The following is a 13,391-nucleotide window of genomic DNA, read 5'->3' on the forward strand; positions in this document are numbered from 1 at the left end:
GCCACCTTGGCTTCCCGCACGATCTTGCCGTTGGCGTCAACCACACACACGCTCGAGCATTCCAATGACACATCGATTCCGGCATAGTGCTCCATGGTCGTCTCTCCGTGATGCTTGGTGCGAGGTCCATCCTCGACTCCGTCACACCATCAATGTGAGGGACGACCGCCCGCCCTCCAAGCAAGCCGCGCGCAGCGCGCCACCCATAGCGCCGTAGCAAGCGCGGCTTGCTTGGAGGGCAGACCGCGGCCCGTTACCCCATCTACGACTCCGCGACAGCACCTACACCGCCACCCGCACGGCCTTTTCGCTCACCATCCGATCGATCGCCGCGTCGTCATAGCCGAGCTCGCGCAACACTTCGCGCGAATGCTCGCCGACGCGGGGTGCCGGTCCGCCAATCGACGCCTGGTTGACTTCGAAACGCGCCGCTGGCTTGGGCTGCCGCACGCGCCCGACCTTGGGCTGCTCGAATTCGGTGATGATGTCGCGCGCCACCACCTGCTCGTTATGGATGATCTCGGCGCGGCGCAGGATCGGCGCGCAGGGAACATCGGCGGCATCGAGCCGCTCCAGCCATTCGGCCGTGGTGTGCTGCGCGATATATTCGGCCATCTTGTTGATGCGCGCCGTCGCATTCACCGATCGCGCGGAAGGCGTCGCAAAGCGCGGATCCTTGGCGAGCTCGGGATCGCCGGTGGCGCGGCAAAAGCCCTGCCATTCGGAATCCGAGATCGTGCCGGCAGTGATGTAGCCGTCGCTGGTCTTGAACACGAGATCCGGCCGGTCATTCGGATCGGCTGCGGTCTCTTCGGCGCCGACCACCGTGTATTGCATCATGCCTTCCGGCCACAGATACGAGATCATCGCATCCAGCATCGCGACCCGGATGTGATCGCCCTGCCCTGTCTTCTCGCGGGCATAGAGCGCGGCCGCCACCGCCTGCGCCGTCATCACCGCCGTGGTCTTGTCGCAGACGATGGTGCGGATCATCTGCGGACGGTTCGTAATGGGCTGCGACTGGATGTCGGCGAATCCAGACAATCCCTGGATGATCGGATCGTACACCCGCTTCTTCACATAGGGACCGGTCTCGCCGACCCCGCTGATCGAGACATAGATCAAGCGCGGATGGCGCTGGCGGAGCTCATCCGCGCCGAGGCCGAGCCGCTCCATGGTGCCGGGCCGAAAATTCTGCACCAGCACGTCGGCCTGCGCGACGAGCTTGGCCAGCACCTCGCGGCCGGCCTCGCTCTTGACGTCGATCGCGAGCGAGCGCTTGCCGCGGTTGGAGGAAATGAACAGCGCCGAGAACTCGCCGGATTTGTCTATGGTGGCGCGGCTGCGGCGGGTGATGTCGCCGCCAACAGGCTCGATCTTGAGAACGTCGGCGCCCTGGTCGGCGAGGAACATGGTCGCGAACGGCCCCGACACCACGCCGGTCAGATCCAATACGCGTACGCCATTGAGAGGGCCCGGCATCACGTTCTCCTTATTTGTTCGGCAATCTCCGGCCGCCGCGACCAGGTGCTCACGCGCTCTTGGCCAACTGCCTGGTCTGCTCGACGATGGATTCCTCGACGTCGCGAAGCTGGTCCTTGCCGAAGAACATCTCCTTGCCGACGAAGAAGGTCGGCGAACCGAACGCGCCGCGGTTGACCGCGTCTGCCGTCAGGTCGATCAGCCGCTTCTTGACGTCGTCCTGCTGCGCCCGTGCGATCAGCCTGTCGGCGTCCAGGCCGGAAGATTTGAGCGCGGCGCGAACCACTTCGACGTCATCCATCTTCTTCGGCTCCTCCCACATGTGATGGAAGGCCGCACGGAAATAGGGCTCGAATACGCCTTCGAATTGCGCAGCGACCGCGCCACGCATCAGCATCAGGGTGATGACCGGGAAGAACGGGTTCGATCGATAGGTCGTGATGTTGTGGCGGCGGATGAAGCGCTCGGTCTCCAGCGCCATGTATTCCGGCTTGTTCTTGATGCCGCGCAGTGAATCCGCCGGCGACATGTTGCCGGTCGCCTTGAAAATTCCGCCGAGCAGGACCGGCACATAGTCGAACTTCACGCCGGTGCGCTGTTCGATCGAGGGAATCACGAGTTCCGCCAGATAGGCGTTCGGGCTGCCGAAATCGAAATGGAATTCAACCTTCAAGGGATTTCCCACCGGCCTCTCCTCGCGGGCATCCGTTATTCTCCGCCTGCCACGCGTAGGCGATCTGCAGCCATGCCCTGGCTAGTCCCCGTCATACAGTTCCAAAAATGAACTGTCAATTCTCGAGACCGTCCAATATGCTGCTGCGACCGAAGCTCGAAGCATTGTGCAGCGGAGCCGGCCTCTCAGGGAGCGCCCCTCATGATCACGACCCTCGACCACACCAGCGTCCTGGTTCACGATCTCGACACCGGCATTGCCGCTTATCGCGAGGTGCTCGCGAGGGAGCCGGCGTTTCGCGCCAGAACTGATGGCGTCGAAAGCGCGTTCTTCGTTTTGGACAACGCCACCTTTCGGGTCGCGGCACCCAACGGCGAAGGCGCGTTCGGTGCGCGCGCCCGCGCCGTCCTTGCCGAGAGCGGCGAAGGCCTGTGGTGTCTGGACTTTGCGGTCGACGACATCGAAAAGAGTTATCGGCGATTGAAACATATCTCGCTGCAGCCGGACGATGTCGCCGACATTACCTGGAGCGATCTTGCGACCGACACGATGCTCTCCTGGAAGCGGAACGGCTTGCCGGCCGAACAATCACATGGCGTACCGATCCGCTTCAGCAAGCTTCTATCCGAAGCGGCCCGCTCCACAGCGACAGCGCCGGCTACGGTTCGCAGGATGGACCTGGTGGTGGTTGCGACCGACGAGCCGGAGCGCGCGATAGCGCTCTACGGCGCGCGTCTCGGGTTAGAGCTGATCTTCGACCGCGCCGACGCAAAGAGCAAAAGCCGATTGATGCAATTTGCCTGCGGCGACATGCTGATCGAAGTTGTCCACCGTCCGGCCGAGGGCGACGCGCGCAAGGCGGACCGCCTCTGGGGCATCGCCTGGTCGGTCGACGATGCCGACGCCGCCCGCGAGCGGCTGCTGCGCGCCGGCCGCAACGTGTCCGATGTCAAGGCCGGTGCCAAGCCGGGAACGCGGGTGTTCACCCTCCGCGACGGCACGTGCAACGTCCCCACCCTGTTCGTGCAGCATCTTTCGTAAGAGCCGTAGGCCAGAGCCTTCCAGCGCTCACGTCATTTCAACACTTCGCAAACCGTCTGTTGTTCGATGCCCGCCGGCCTCGGATATCGCGCCGAGACGTTGTTCCACCATGCATCGAGCGTATCGCGGTCGCAGCGGAGGCGGACGCTCATGCCGTCGGCGAACTTGATCCAATGGGCAAAGCGGTGACTGGGCACCGCGATCACGACCGGGATATCCGCGCTCAGCGCACGCTCGACCAGATAGCAAAGGCCCTTGCCCTCGCATTCCTGCCGGCCGAAGCGGTTGACGATCAGCACGTCCGCGCCGCGATCGATCGCCGCCGCGATCCGCTGGCCCGCATCGAGCAACTGGCCGACGTCGAGCCGGCAGCCGGCCGAGCAACTGCCGAGGTCCTGGAATAGCTGCAGCTCTTCGCCGGTATGGACCAGCATGGCGGACAGGCCGGCATCGAGGCAGTGATGGCCGAGCTGCACAATCCCGACCGCGCGATATCCGGCTCTGTTCAGGCTGGCGGCGAAATCGCGCAGAATCTCGTCGGGATCCTGATGCTGCTCATACACGAGCGCAGCAAGATCGCATTGGGAGTTGAACATGGCGGGCCTCATCTCCATTTGCGACGGGCCCCCGGTCCGGGCTCCGTTATATCCGTCACTATATCACGTCTCGGCGGTTTCCGGCCATACCCGTGACGCGGCGCGGCAGGGTCAAAAAAGACGGGCTGGACGCCCGGGATCGCATCGATATATCCTTATGGATATAACGAATATTTGTTCGGAGCCTATCATGCAGATCGACACCCAGGCCCTGACGACGTGCGAAGTCGCCGCTGATGGCGCCGTTTCGCTTGGCTTCGTCGATTCCGCCGGTAATCCCGCGACCCTGCGGCTTTCGCTCAACCAGGTCGGCACGCTCGTGATGACCCTGCCGGGATTGCTCGACAAGGCGCTGCAGCGCCGCTACGGCGACGGCAGCCTCCGCTACGCTTATCCGCTGGATTCCTGGATGGTCGAGCAATCGAGCGATCCGAGCGTGCGCATGGTGACGCTGCGGACGGTGGATGGGTTCAGCGTCTGCTTCTCGGTTCTGCGCGAGCAGCAGAACTCCTTGGGAGAGGCGATCGCGGCCGAACCGCAGCACGGCGCGACGCTGCGCGCGAACTGACGGCGGCATCACGCCTTGCGGGCGATATCGGTCTGCAAGGCCGCCAGTTCCTTGCGCACCGCGCTCGCTGCATCGCGCTCGATCTTGCGATAGCGCGCGACCAGGGAGAGGCCGAACGGCGTCAACATTGCGCCGCCGCCATTCTTGCCGCCGGTCTGCCGCTCGACTGCCGGATGCCGGCAGATCCGGTTGATCTCGTCGACCAGGTCCCACGCCCGCTTGTAGGACATCTCCATGGCGCGGCCGGCGGCCGAAATCGACCCGCAATCGCGGATATGCTCAAGCAACTGGATCTTGCCGGGCCCGATCCGCTCGTCGCTATCGAGATCGATGCGAACGCTCAAATGTGGAAGCGATTTGGCGCCCAGTTTTGACATGCAGAATCCGTTGGTTGCGTCTGCCCCCTAGAATGCCATTGAAGCTTTTCACGGACAAGATGAGCGCCGGCCGATAGCGCCACGATTGACGTCAGCCGGCGCCGTCTCTTCTAAGGCGCGAGGAGATGAGGATGAATCATCATCGCGCTTTAGGTTGTTGTTTGAGCGTGATCTTTTCGAAAAACCGCTTCACACTTTTCCGGATCACACCCTAGACTTGAGCAAGTCGCTCAACTGTTACTTTGGAACGGGCGTGATCGCGAATGGACCGGGATCTTTCCCCTTGTTGGGACCGATGAGGTAGGACAGCTTGCCCTCGGCGATCCATCCGGTGTTGCCGACCTGGGTTACCGAAACGGGCTCGGCAAGACCGTCCTTGATGACATCGACCTTGGCCTCATCGCCCGTCACCGTGACCTTGTCGAGCCGGCCCGCGCCTTCGACCAGCAGGAAGTCGCCGCCGAACGCGCGCATGGCATCCGCGTGATCCAGCGGACGGGACGGCTTCAACTCGGTGATCTCCCCCGCCTTGCCGTCCTTGACCGCGATCTTGAACAGTTTGGCGGGAATAAAGGTCGTGACGTAGAGATGGCCGTCCGATCCGACCGCGATGCCGTCGAGCCCAACCCCATCCTTGGCCGGCGCCAGCAGCGGATCGGTCGCCCACACGTCGAGCGCCGTGCCGCCCGGCTTCAGGCTGTAGATATACGGCGCGAAGGAGTCGGTGACGTAAGCGGTTCCGTCACCGCCGATCGCGATGTCGTTGCAAAGCGATTTCGGCTCCTTGAGCTGAAAGCTCGCCTTCAGGGCGCCGGTGGCGAGATCGAAGGTTTTCAGCCAGGCGCCCTTGGCCTCGCTGGGACCGGCAACGCCCGAACCGCTTAGGTCGTTGGAACAGACGAACAAGGTACGGCTCTTTCATCGGCGAGCACGCCGAGCACCGAACGGCTGCCGTCGGCGCCGGGCGAGATGAACTGCTCGGTTTTTCCGCCCGGTGCGGCCTTTATGACGCCGCCCAGGTTGAAGCTTCCGATATAGAGCGTGCCGTCGCTGGTGGCGGTTACGCTCTCCGGATGGCTCTTGTCGGGGACGCCGATCGGCGTCTCGGCACGCGCCGTGCCGAGCATGAGCAATATCAACCCGGCCGCGCCGAGCGCCCATACATTACGGTTCTTGAGCAAGTCTCCCTGTCGCAGCGAGCACAGGGCAACGCTGTCATTCTGTTTCATGTTTTGGTTCCTGATGGACGTGGGGTGGACGAGGCAATGCCCCGAACGAACGATCATCGGTCGACGATCGTTCACTGCGCGTCCTGCAGGACCGGAACTCCGTAGCTCTTCCGGCCCGGCTGTTCGCCCTCGATGTATAGCGCAACATACAACGATGCGAAAGCCGCCGCTGTCGTACGGATCGCCTCGGCGATCTCGCTTTATCGCGCTTCAGACGTCATTTGCGAATGAGAGCCTCGATGCCCGCCTGGCAGACGACGGCGTCCTGCACGCCTGCTCCTCCGCTGCATCCAATGGCGCCGATGACCTTGCCTTCGCTGATGATTGGCATGCCACCCGGCGAAGCGACCAGCGTTGGATCGAGCGTCATCACGTAGGGATGGCCGGTCTCCGTCAGATCGAACATGCCCTTGGTGTCGCGCCGAAAGCGCGCGGCGGTGCGCGCCTTGTTCTGGGCGATGGTTGGCGATGCCAACATGGTATCGTCCATTTTCACGAAATAGGTCAGGTCGCCCGAGGGCGATACGACCGCGATGGCCATCTTCCACCCCCGCTTGGATGATTCCGCAAACGCGGCTTCCACCGCTTGTCGGGCAAGATCGAGCGAGATCGGCGTCCCATAGGGAATGTCGGCGGGCATCTTCTCGGGCACGCCGGGCGGGAGCGGCTGCTGTGCCGATGCCGCTCCTGCGGTGAGCGCCGCCACACAGGCGATGATCCAAGTTGCAAAACCATGACGGAAGCCGAAAGGAACAAAAGCAAACAGCCGTAACGCCAGGAAACGCAAATAAATCATGATAAAACCCCAGTTGTGGCCGCAAGATCAAAGCACAACTTGAGGCTGATCCTCAAGTTTCCGAACGATTTGTCCTGCCGCCGGCGATCCGGGCGCGTCCTTTCAACGCCGATATCGTGATGCTAGTTTCGACCGCGGCAGGGAGCACCTGCTTCCTGCTTCATTCCGGACAGGAGGACGACATGCCTGAGAGCGTCTACAAGGTCATCGAACTGATCGGCACCAGCAACGAATCCTGGGAAAAGGCCGCGGCCAACGCGGTCAGCCAAGCGGCAAAATCGCTCCGAGATCTTCGCGTCGCAGAGGTTGTCAAACTCGATCTGCAACTGGACGCCAAGGGGCAAGTCGAGGCCTACCGCGCCAAGCTCAACGTATCCTTCAAGTTCGAGGGCTCCTGACGTTTTCGCAACCTCGCCCCGCTCGCGGGGCGAGGTTGAACTCGATCGCGGTCCGCTTCCAGCTGATCTCGATTCGAAATTTCGGAGTATCCAGTATCCCGCTCTTTTCGCTCAAGAAATCCGCTGCGCCAATTTGATGGTTTTCAACCGATAGCGATAACCATTTGATTACCGTGCACTGCAAACGAGCTGCGCCTCCACCATTTGGGTAACGATCGGTGACGTATAAGGCGCCGATCTCATCTCGGCCCGGCGTCATGCTTCTCGACCAGTTTTCGATCCTCGTCGCCATCGGCTTCTCGGGCGCCTCCCTTGGACTGACGCTCTGCATGATGTGGGTCGTCGGAAAATCCGAGACCCACCTGCTAAGCTGGTCGATCGGCCTTGCCTTTATCGTCGCCGGAGTGGCGTTCTTTGGCACTGTCATTCAAAGATACGACGCCAATCTGCTGCTCGTGTCCTTCGTGCTGCTGATGTGCGGCTTCGGACTGCTCTACGCGGGCTCGGCCAGATTCTGCTCAAGTCGGTTCAATTGGTTCACCGTATTCGCCGTGGTCGGCCTTGGCATTCTGTCCACATCGGCCACATTCGCGTTTGGCTATTCCGGCACCGGGACGATCGCTGCAAATGTCGTGATCGGCATGCTGCTGCTTATGACCGCTTTCCAGTACTGGACAGGGCGCGCCGAATCCCCGCTCCTGATGTCCGCCAATGCGACGCTCTATCTGATCGCCTCAGCATCGTTCGTCGCGTGTGGCTATGCCCTCGCCGAGCAAGGCCAGTTCGTCCTGACCGCTCGTCCATCCAATTGGGCCGAAGACATCAATTCCATCGTCGTGATCGCGGGCTTGACCGGCATCGGCACATTATCGCTCACCCTCAATCAGGCGCGGATCGCGAATCGGCATAAGTCGGAAGCCATGACGGACGCCTTGACCGGACTCTTGAATCGCCGCGCGCTGTTTGACGGTCCGCCGGCTCAGGTCCCGGTTGGCACCGCCGTCGTCGCCATGGATCTGGACCACTTCAAGACCATCAACGATCGGTTCGGACACGATTCCGGCGACCGGACGTTGAAGGCCTTTGCCGAAATCATCACCGCAAATATCCGTTCAGACGATCTGGCCGCGCGAATAGGCGGCGAAGAATTCTGCATCGTGATGCTGAACTCGAGTCCAAGGGCCTCGGCAGCCGTTGCCGAGCGCATCAGAGCGCAGATCGAGGCGATGTCCGTCCCTACTCCTTTGGGCCCCATCCAGACGACCGTAAGCGGTGGAATTGCCTACGCCACCGGATCCGAAACGATCCAGTCGCTACTGATCCGCGCCGACGAAGCCCTCTATGAAGCGAAGACCTCCGGCCGCAATCGCGTGAAACTCTCGGAGTTCGGGTTGGCTGCTTAGGCGCCACCATCGCGGGCTCATACTCAAATAATGAGCGGACGCTTGAGGCAAACTCAACCTCATCGGCACGCGCCGGAATTCGTGATCGTACGACCGCGCTGACCTCGCGCGTGATTGAAACGATGTGACAGAGTATTCCTTTAATCGGTCGATCGCTTCTCCATCTCCACAGAGAATCCTGTAGGCTCTTCGTATTCGATGGAGAAATTGAGTGAGCAAGCCTGGACTTCTCCCGGCGGCACTGATCGCCGCAGCCATGTTCGCAACTCCCGCTCTGGCTCGCGAACATCATGTGAGCTCCCGGCACCTCACAGAGAACGCCGACAGAAATGCCACGATCGGCGCGGGTCATGATGACTGGCGCCCCTGCTACGGCAACCTTGCTGGCGATTTGCATCGTGAACTCTGCGGTTACGAGGGCTGCGATATGTGGGGACAATGGGGCGGCTACTACGGGCCCATGGTTCACGTGCCTTGATGTGTTCGGCGTACGGGATAGATCGCCGCGCCGTAAGCTCGGCGCAAGAATTATTTCCTGAATACCTGCTTTGACGGGGCGTCGAACCTGGCTACGGACCGATCCATCTGCCAGAGCTCCACATCGTGGCTGTCGACAAGACGCTCGGCGGATTTGATGGCTGAATCATCATCGACACAATCGATCCGAACCACTCCAATCGACCGACCGTGCAGTCCAACAATGTATGCATGATAGACCGTCATCCTGACCTCCAGGCAGCGCGAACGCCGCGCGGGTGAATTTTGCCGGCCGACGCCCAAAGCGGACAATCATCTTCTGTCCTTATCGCCAAGACGGGACCGAACGGCTGCCCGGAAGGTGAATGGCAAGGCGTGTAAATTCCATGGGGGCTGCTTTGTCCTCTTATAAAGGCCGCATAGTGCCGTCCGGCTCAGATCGGCCTTCCTGACCACGGGTCAGATCATACGCGCGACGATCGGAATCCTTCGCAGCAGGATGGTCGCGCCCCAACTGACGAAGAGCGTGCCGAGGAAGACGATCGCGAATTTGGCAAACACCGGCAGCGGCGGATCATAGACGAGATACTGCAGCCAGATCAGCGGAACGAAATGCACGAGATAGATGCCGTAGGCCGAAGGCTGCATCGCATCGAGGAACCGAAACCGTGATTGCGCAAAGTGCAGGAACAGCGCGGGCACCGTGAAAGTCATTGCCGCGTTGAACATCGCAAAGGCCAGTCCATAGGCTATCTGCCACCATAGCGGCGGCGAACGGAAATCCGGCAGCACGCTGTGATGGACATAGACCAGGAGCAGGATGACGCCATAGAATGCGAGCGCACACTTGAGCCATAGCATCCCGCGCTTCGCCACCTCGCCGCTTTCCGCCAGCAGCCCGCCTCTCAGGCTGATGGCACCGACCGCGACGCCGGTGAAGAAGTAGCCGGTGTACAGCAGGATGCGGCTGGTCTGGATCGGCAGCGGATAGTGGCCGGGCACGAACCACGCGGAATCGCCGAACTCCAGGTGCAGCGGCAGATAGACGACGATCGAGAAGATAAGGAACGCAGCGAAGGCCACCATCGGCCGCTGACGAAAGCCATCGACCAATCGCCCGAGCGCCGGGATCGCGCCGGGGGCCGCGGCCCAAAGCAACGCGGCGATCGCGTCCAGCGCAAGCAGCACCCACAGGAACCAGGCCGATCCCGATGACCACGGGCCGACGGTGACCATATGCCAATAGAACTGCGGGAAACTGAGCTCCGTTACATGGTAGCGGTAATAAGCGATCGGCATCAGCACGAAGATCGATACCAGATACGGAATACCCAGCCGCCAGGCACGGCTACCGAGGAAGTTCGCCGGCCCCCTCCGCGCCAGGCTGTCGTGAACGAACAGGCCCGAGATGAAGAACATGCAGGCCATGAAGAAACTGTCGTTGAACAGCGCGATCAGGTCGAAGCCGATCCATCGCATCCGGTCGCCGCCGATACCGAAATAGGTGTAGTTGATTACGCCGTGATACAGCACCACCAGGAAGGTGATGAAGGTGCGCGCACGGTCGAGCGGAACGATGCGTGTCCCGGTCGTCCCGGCCAGCTCGGTGGCATGGGATTTCTTGAGCATCGGCCCCTGCGTGTCGCAATGACGCTGCGTCGCTGCCGCAGCATATCACGGCAGCGACGCAACCATACACCGTCGGCCAAGGGAATCCGATCAGCTATGGCGGCGTAAGCCGTTCACGCCCGTTTGAATCGGCTGCTCAGCCCGCAAAATTTTTCTGAATCGCACGATCGAGTGTTTCATTGCCAAGAAAGCGCTTGCGCAATTCCCGCTTCAGCAATTTGCCGCTCGGGTTCTTCGGCAGGCTGTCCACGAAGATCACGCGCTTCGGCACCTTGAAATGCGCCATCTGGCTGGCGCAATGTCTGATGACGGTCTCCTCATCCAGCGTGTCGCCGCTCTTGACCACAACGATCGCGGTCACCGCCTCGATCCAGCGCGGGTCCGGCAGGCCAACCACCGCGACTTCGGAGACCGCAGGCAGCCGATAGACCATCTCCTCGACCTCCCGGCTTGCGACATTCTCGCCGCCGGTCTTGATCATGTCCTTGACGCGGTCGACGACGGTGACGTGCCCCTCGGCATCGACGGTCGCCAGGTCGCCGCTGTGGAACCAGCCCCCGGCAAAGGCCGCCTCCGTCTTGGCCGGATCATTGTAGTAGCCGGACAACAGATGCGGCGAGCGGTGGACGATCTCGCCGACCTCGCCCACCTTGACGTCCCGCATCTCGGCATTCACCACGCGCGTCTCGACATTGAGCGCGGGCTTGCCTGCCGATCCCGCCTTGGGCAACTGATCCTCGGGCTTCAGCACGGTCGCGAGCGGCGCGATCTCGGTCTGGCCGTAGAAATTCCAGAACTTCACGCCGGGCAAACGCCGCTGCAGTTCGAGCAGCACCTCCACCGGCATGATGGACGCGCCGTAATAGCCCTTTTGCAGACTCGAGAGATCGGTCTTGTCGAAGGCCGGCGAGCGCAGCATCGCAATCCAGATCGTCGGCGGCGCAAAGAAGGCGTTGATCCTGTGGGCCGCGATCAGCGAGAGGATGTGATCCGGCACAGGCTTGCCGGTGATCACGTTGGTCGCGCCGAGATAGATGCCAGGCCCGAGGAAGACGTCGAGCTGTGCGCAATGATAGAGCGGCAGCGCGTGCAGGATAGTGTCCTCCGCCGCCATGCCGCCATCGATGATGCAGCTCACATATTGCCACATCACCGCTTCATGGGTGAGGACGGCGCCCTTGGGCAGCGACTCCGTACCACTGGTATAGATGATCTGCGCGATGTCGCGGCTGTCGACGGAAGCCTCGAGCGGCGAGGCGCCGGCCGCAAGCAGGTCCGCAAAGGTCGTGACGTCCTTCGGCGGCTCCGTGGCATCCTCGCCCGGGAGCCAGATCAGTTGCTCGACCTTCGTGCCCTTGGCGGTCGCAGCGCGGCCGGCCTCGACGAGATCAGGGCCGACGGCGAGCAGCCTCGCGCCGGAATTGGCGAGGATGAAATTGATCTCGTCCGGGTTCAGCATGAAATTGATCGGCACCAGGATCGCGCCGATCTTGGCGAGCGCAAAGCGCAGCGCCGCAAAGGCATGCGAGTTGCGTGACAGAACCGCGACGCGATCGCCCTTCGTCACCCCGAGCCCGCCGAGGCCACGGCTCAGGCGATTGCAGATCGCATCCATCTCCGCATAGGTCCATCTCACGTCGCCGCAGATCAGCGCCGTCTTGTCGGGATAGCGCCGGGCCGAGCGGCGCAGCAGGTCGCCGATGCTTTGCTCGCGCGCCTTCTGGATCGTCGTGGCGATGTCCGCGGTCATTTTTCCCTCCCTGAACGTCCGCTGTTTGTTTGTGGTTCGGACGATGCGTTTTCGGTTCTATTTGCGCCGAACCGCCTGTGCATGCTCCATGTACATATGTTCGACCGAGCGGTCGAGCGAAGCGATCCGCTCGAAGCCGCGGCGCCAGTCCTGCAGGTGACGCCGGGTCCACTGCACGCCTGCCGCCTTGTCGCGCCGCCGGATCGCCTCGAGCAGATGGCGATGCGCCTCGACCAGGCGCGTGGCGCCCTGCGCGCCATGGCTCACGATCATCTCGGTGGTCGGAAAGAACAATTGCGCGGCTGGCTCGCGCGCGAGCTGCAGCACGCGGTTGTGCGAGGCTTTTGCCACCAGCACGTGGAAATCGGCGTCGCATTCGGCAAGCGCCGCGGGATCGGCGATCACCTGCTCGCTCCGCGCCAGGTTGTCGGCGAGTTCGGCGATGTCCTCCTCGGTAGCCCGTTCGACCGCGCATTCCGTGCTCGCGATCTCGAGCGTCATCGACACCTCGAACAATTCGCGGAAGGTGACCTCGTGGAGCACCAATGCGCGGCTGAGGCGCGTCGCGAGCTTGTTGTAGCGCGGCAGGCAGGCCTGCAGGCGGCGGCTGGAATCGCGCCACAGCAGACCGCCTTCCTCCAGCACCCGGATGCCCTCGCGCACCGTCGAGCGGTTGACGCCAAATTGCCGCACCAGCTCAAGCTCGGTCCCGATCGGGTCTCCCGGCTTGATCCGGCCGCTGACGATCTCGCGTTCGATCGCGTCCGCCACCTTCTGGTAGGCGGGCGCGACGTCGATCCGTCGAAACAGCGGCGAAGCGGGCAAAGGTGGCCTCAATGTTGGTTGTCCGACAAAGTAGTCCGGCCGCGACGATGCGTCAATTCGGCCGCGCGGGCTCCTTATCGACAGCCGATTGACTTCCCCGGAACCCAAATCTACTTTGTCCGACAAACTGATAAAAACACGGAGGAG

At 62.1% G+C, this 13,391-nt stretch carries 14 protein-coding genes; 4 read left to right on the forward strand and 10 right to left on the reverse strand.

Features of this window, described 5'->3' with window-relative positions; genetic code table 11:
* Window positions 1-282: 282 nt before the first annotated feature.
* Window positions 283-1,482, reverse strand: a complete 1,200-nt coding sequence (locus YY7_RS0143655) for a CaiB/BaiF CoA transferase family protein (protein ID WP_028168613.1) — start codon at window positions 1,480-1,482, stop codon at window positions 283-285.
* A 49-nt stretch (window positions 1,483-1,531) separates the two neighbouring features.
* Complete coding sequence (locus tag YY7_RS0143660) at window positions 1,532-2,167, reverse strand: 2-hydroxychromene-2-carboxylate isomerase (protein WP_028168614.1); 636 nt, start codon at window positions 2,165-2,167, stop codon at window positions 1,532-1,534.
* A 189-nt stretch (window positions 2,168-2,356) separates the two neighbouring features.
* On the opposite strand from YY7_RS0143660, the gene YY7_RS0143665 reads away from it, so the two are divergent.
* The gene (locus tag YY7_RS0143665; RefSeq protein ID WP_028168615.1) at window positions 2,357-3,196 is read left to right on the forward strand and encodes a VOC family protein; all 840 of its coding nucleotides are present in this window, start codon (window positions 2,357-2,359) and stop codon (window positions 3,194-3,196) included.
* Between the two features lie 32 nt (window positions 3,197-3,228).
* Here the strand turns inward: YY7_RS0143665 and YY7_RS0143670 are convergent, their stop codons facing one another.
* The gene (locus YY7_RS0143670) at window positions 3,229-3,792 is read right to left on the reverse strand and encodes a DUF2478 domain-containing protein (protein WP_028168616.1); all 564 of its coding nucleotides are present in this window, start codon (window positions 3,790-3,792) and stop codon (window positions 3,229-3,231) included.
* A gap of 190 nt (window positions 3,793-3,982) precedes the next feature.
* Between YY7_RS0143670 and YY7_RS0143675 the strand changes: the two genes are divergently transcribed.
* Window positions 3,983-4,360: a hypothetical protein gene (locus tag YY7_RS0143675; protein WP_028168617.1), complete on the forward strand. Its 378-nt coding sequence runs from the start codon at window positions 3,983-3,985 to the stop codon at window positions 4,358-4,360.
* Window positions 4,361-4,368: 8 nt separating this feature from the next.
* Here the strand turns inward: YY7_RS0143675 and YY7_RS0143680 are convergent, their stop codons facing one another.
* The 4 genes from YY7_RS0143680 to YY7_RS0143690 form a co-directional block, all read right to left on the reverse strand.
* Complete coding sequence (locus YY7_RS0143680; protein WP_028168618.1) at window positions 4,369-4,737, reverse strand: winged helix-turn-helix domain-containing protein; 369 nt, start codon at window positions 4,735-4,737, stop codon at window positions 4,369-4,371.
* Window positions 4,738-4,974: 237 nt separating this feature from the next.
* Entirely contained in the window at window positions 4,975-5,643 is a 669-nt protein-coding gene (locus YY7_RS54950; protein ID WP_245287638.1) for a hypothetical protein, read from the reverse strand.
* Window positions 5,619-5,966: a hypothetical protein gene (locus YY7_RS64010; RefSeq protein ID WP_245287639.1), complete on the reverse strand. Its 348-nt coding sequence runs from the start codon at window positions 5,964-5,966 to the stop codon at window positions 5,619-5,621. The genes YY7_RS54950 and YY7_RS64010 overlap by 25 nt, the downstream gene beginning before the upstream one ends.
* Before the next feature lie 217 nt (window positions 5,967-6,183).
* Window positions 6,184-6,762, reverse strand: coding sequence for a GlcG/HbpS family heme-binding protein (locus tag YY7_RS0143690; RefSeq protein ID WP_080664115.1), 579 nt, complete (start codon window positions 6,760-6,762; stop codon window positions 6,184-6,186).
* 182 nt (window positions 6,763-6,944) lie between these two features.
* Between YY7_RS0143690 and YY7_RS0143695 the strand changes: the two genes are divergently transcribed.
* Window positions 6,945-7,160 (forward strand): dodecin family protein, encoded by a 216-nt coding sequence (locus YY7_RS0143695; RefSeq protein ID WP_028168620.1) that lies wholly within the window; start codon window positions 6,945-6,947, stop codon window positions 7,158-7,160.
* A 218-nt stretch (window positions 7,161-7,378) separates the two neighbouring features.
* Window positions 7,379-8,563: a GGDEF domain-containing protein gene (locus YY7_RS0143700; protein WP_245287640.1), complete on the forward strand. Its 1,185-nt coding sequence runs from the start codon at window positions 7,379-7,381 to the stop codon at window positions 8,561-8,563.
* A gap of 936 nt (window positions 8,564-9,499) precedes the next feature.
* Here YY7_RS0143700 and YY7_RS0143710 read toward each other — a convergent pair.
* The 3 genes from YY7_RS0143710 to YY7_RS0143720 form a co-directional block, all read right to left on the reverse strand.
* On the reverse strand, window positions 9,500-10,669 hold the full coding sequence (locus tag YY7_RS0143710) for an acyltransferase family protein (RefSeq protein ID WP_028168622.1): 1,170 nt from the start codon (window positions 10,667-10,669) through the stop codon (window positions 9,500-9,502).
* A gap of 136 nt (window positions 10,670-10,805) precedes the next feature.
* Complete coding sequence (locus YY7_RS0143715) at window positions 10,806-12,419, reverse strand: acyl-CoA synthetase (RefSeq protein ID WP_028168623.1); 1,614 nt, start codon at window positions 12,417-12,419, stop codon at window positions 10,806-10,808.
* Window positions 12,420-12,476: 57 nt separating this feature from the next.
* A complete protein-coding gene (locus tag YY7_RS0143720; RefSeq protein WP_028168624.1) occupies window positions 12,477-13,244 on the reverse strand; it encodes a FadR/GntR family transcriptional regulator in 768 nt (255 codons plus the stop codon).
* Window positions 13,245-13,391: the final 147 nt, after the last annotated feature.

Origin of the sequence: Bradyrhizobium elkanii WSM2783 (genome assembly GCF_000472865.1) — a bacterium.
Lineage (GTDB): Bacteria > Pseudomonadota > Alphaproteobacteria > Rhizobiales > Xanthobacteraceae > Bradyrhizobium > Bradyrhizobium elkanii_A.

Coding starts and splice junctions, on each gene's coding strand:
- YY7_RS0143675 (WP_028168617.1), top strand. CDS start 3,983: ATGCAGATCGACACCCAGGCCCTGACGACGTGCGAAGTCGCCGCTGAT.
- YY7_RS64010 (WP_245287639.1), bottom strand. CDS start 5,966: ATGAAACAGAATGACAGCGTTGCCCTGTGCTCGCTGCGACAGGGAGAC.
- YY7_RS0143665 (WP_028168615.1), top strand. CDS start 2,357: ATGATCACGACCCTCGACCACACCAGCGTCCTGGTTCACGATCTCGAC.
- YY7_RS0143715 (WP_028168623.1), bottom strand. CDS start 12,419: ATGACCGCGGACATCGCCACGACGATCCAGAAGGCGCGCGAGCAAAGC.
- YY7_RS0143710 (WP_028168622.1), bottom strand. CDS start 10,669: ATGCTCAAGAAATCCCATGCCACCGAGCTGGCCGGGACGACCGGGACA.
- YY7_RS0143655 (WP_028168613.1), bottom strand. CDS start 1,482: ATGCCGGGCCCTCTCAATGGCGTACGCGTATTGGATCTGACCGGCGTG.
- YY7_RS0143670 (WP_028168616.1), bottom strand. CDS start 3,792: ATGTTCAACTCCCAATGCGATCTTGCTGCGCTCGTGTATGAGCAGCAT.
- YY7_RS0143680 (WP_028168618.1), bottom strand. CDS start 4,737: ATGTCAAAACTGGGCGCCAAATCGCTTCCACATTTGAGCGTTCGCATC.
- YY7_RS0143695 (WP_028168620.1), top strand. CDS start 6,945: ATGCCTGAGAGCGTCTACAAGGTCATCGAACTGATCGGCACCAGCAAC.
- YY7_RS0143690 (WP_080664115.1), bottom strand. CDS start 6,762: ATGATTTATTTGCGTTTCCTGGCGTTACGGCTGTTTGCTTTTGTTCCT.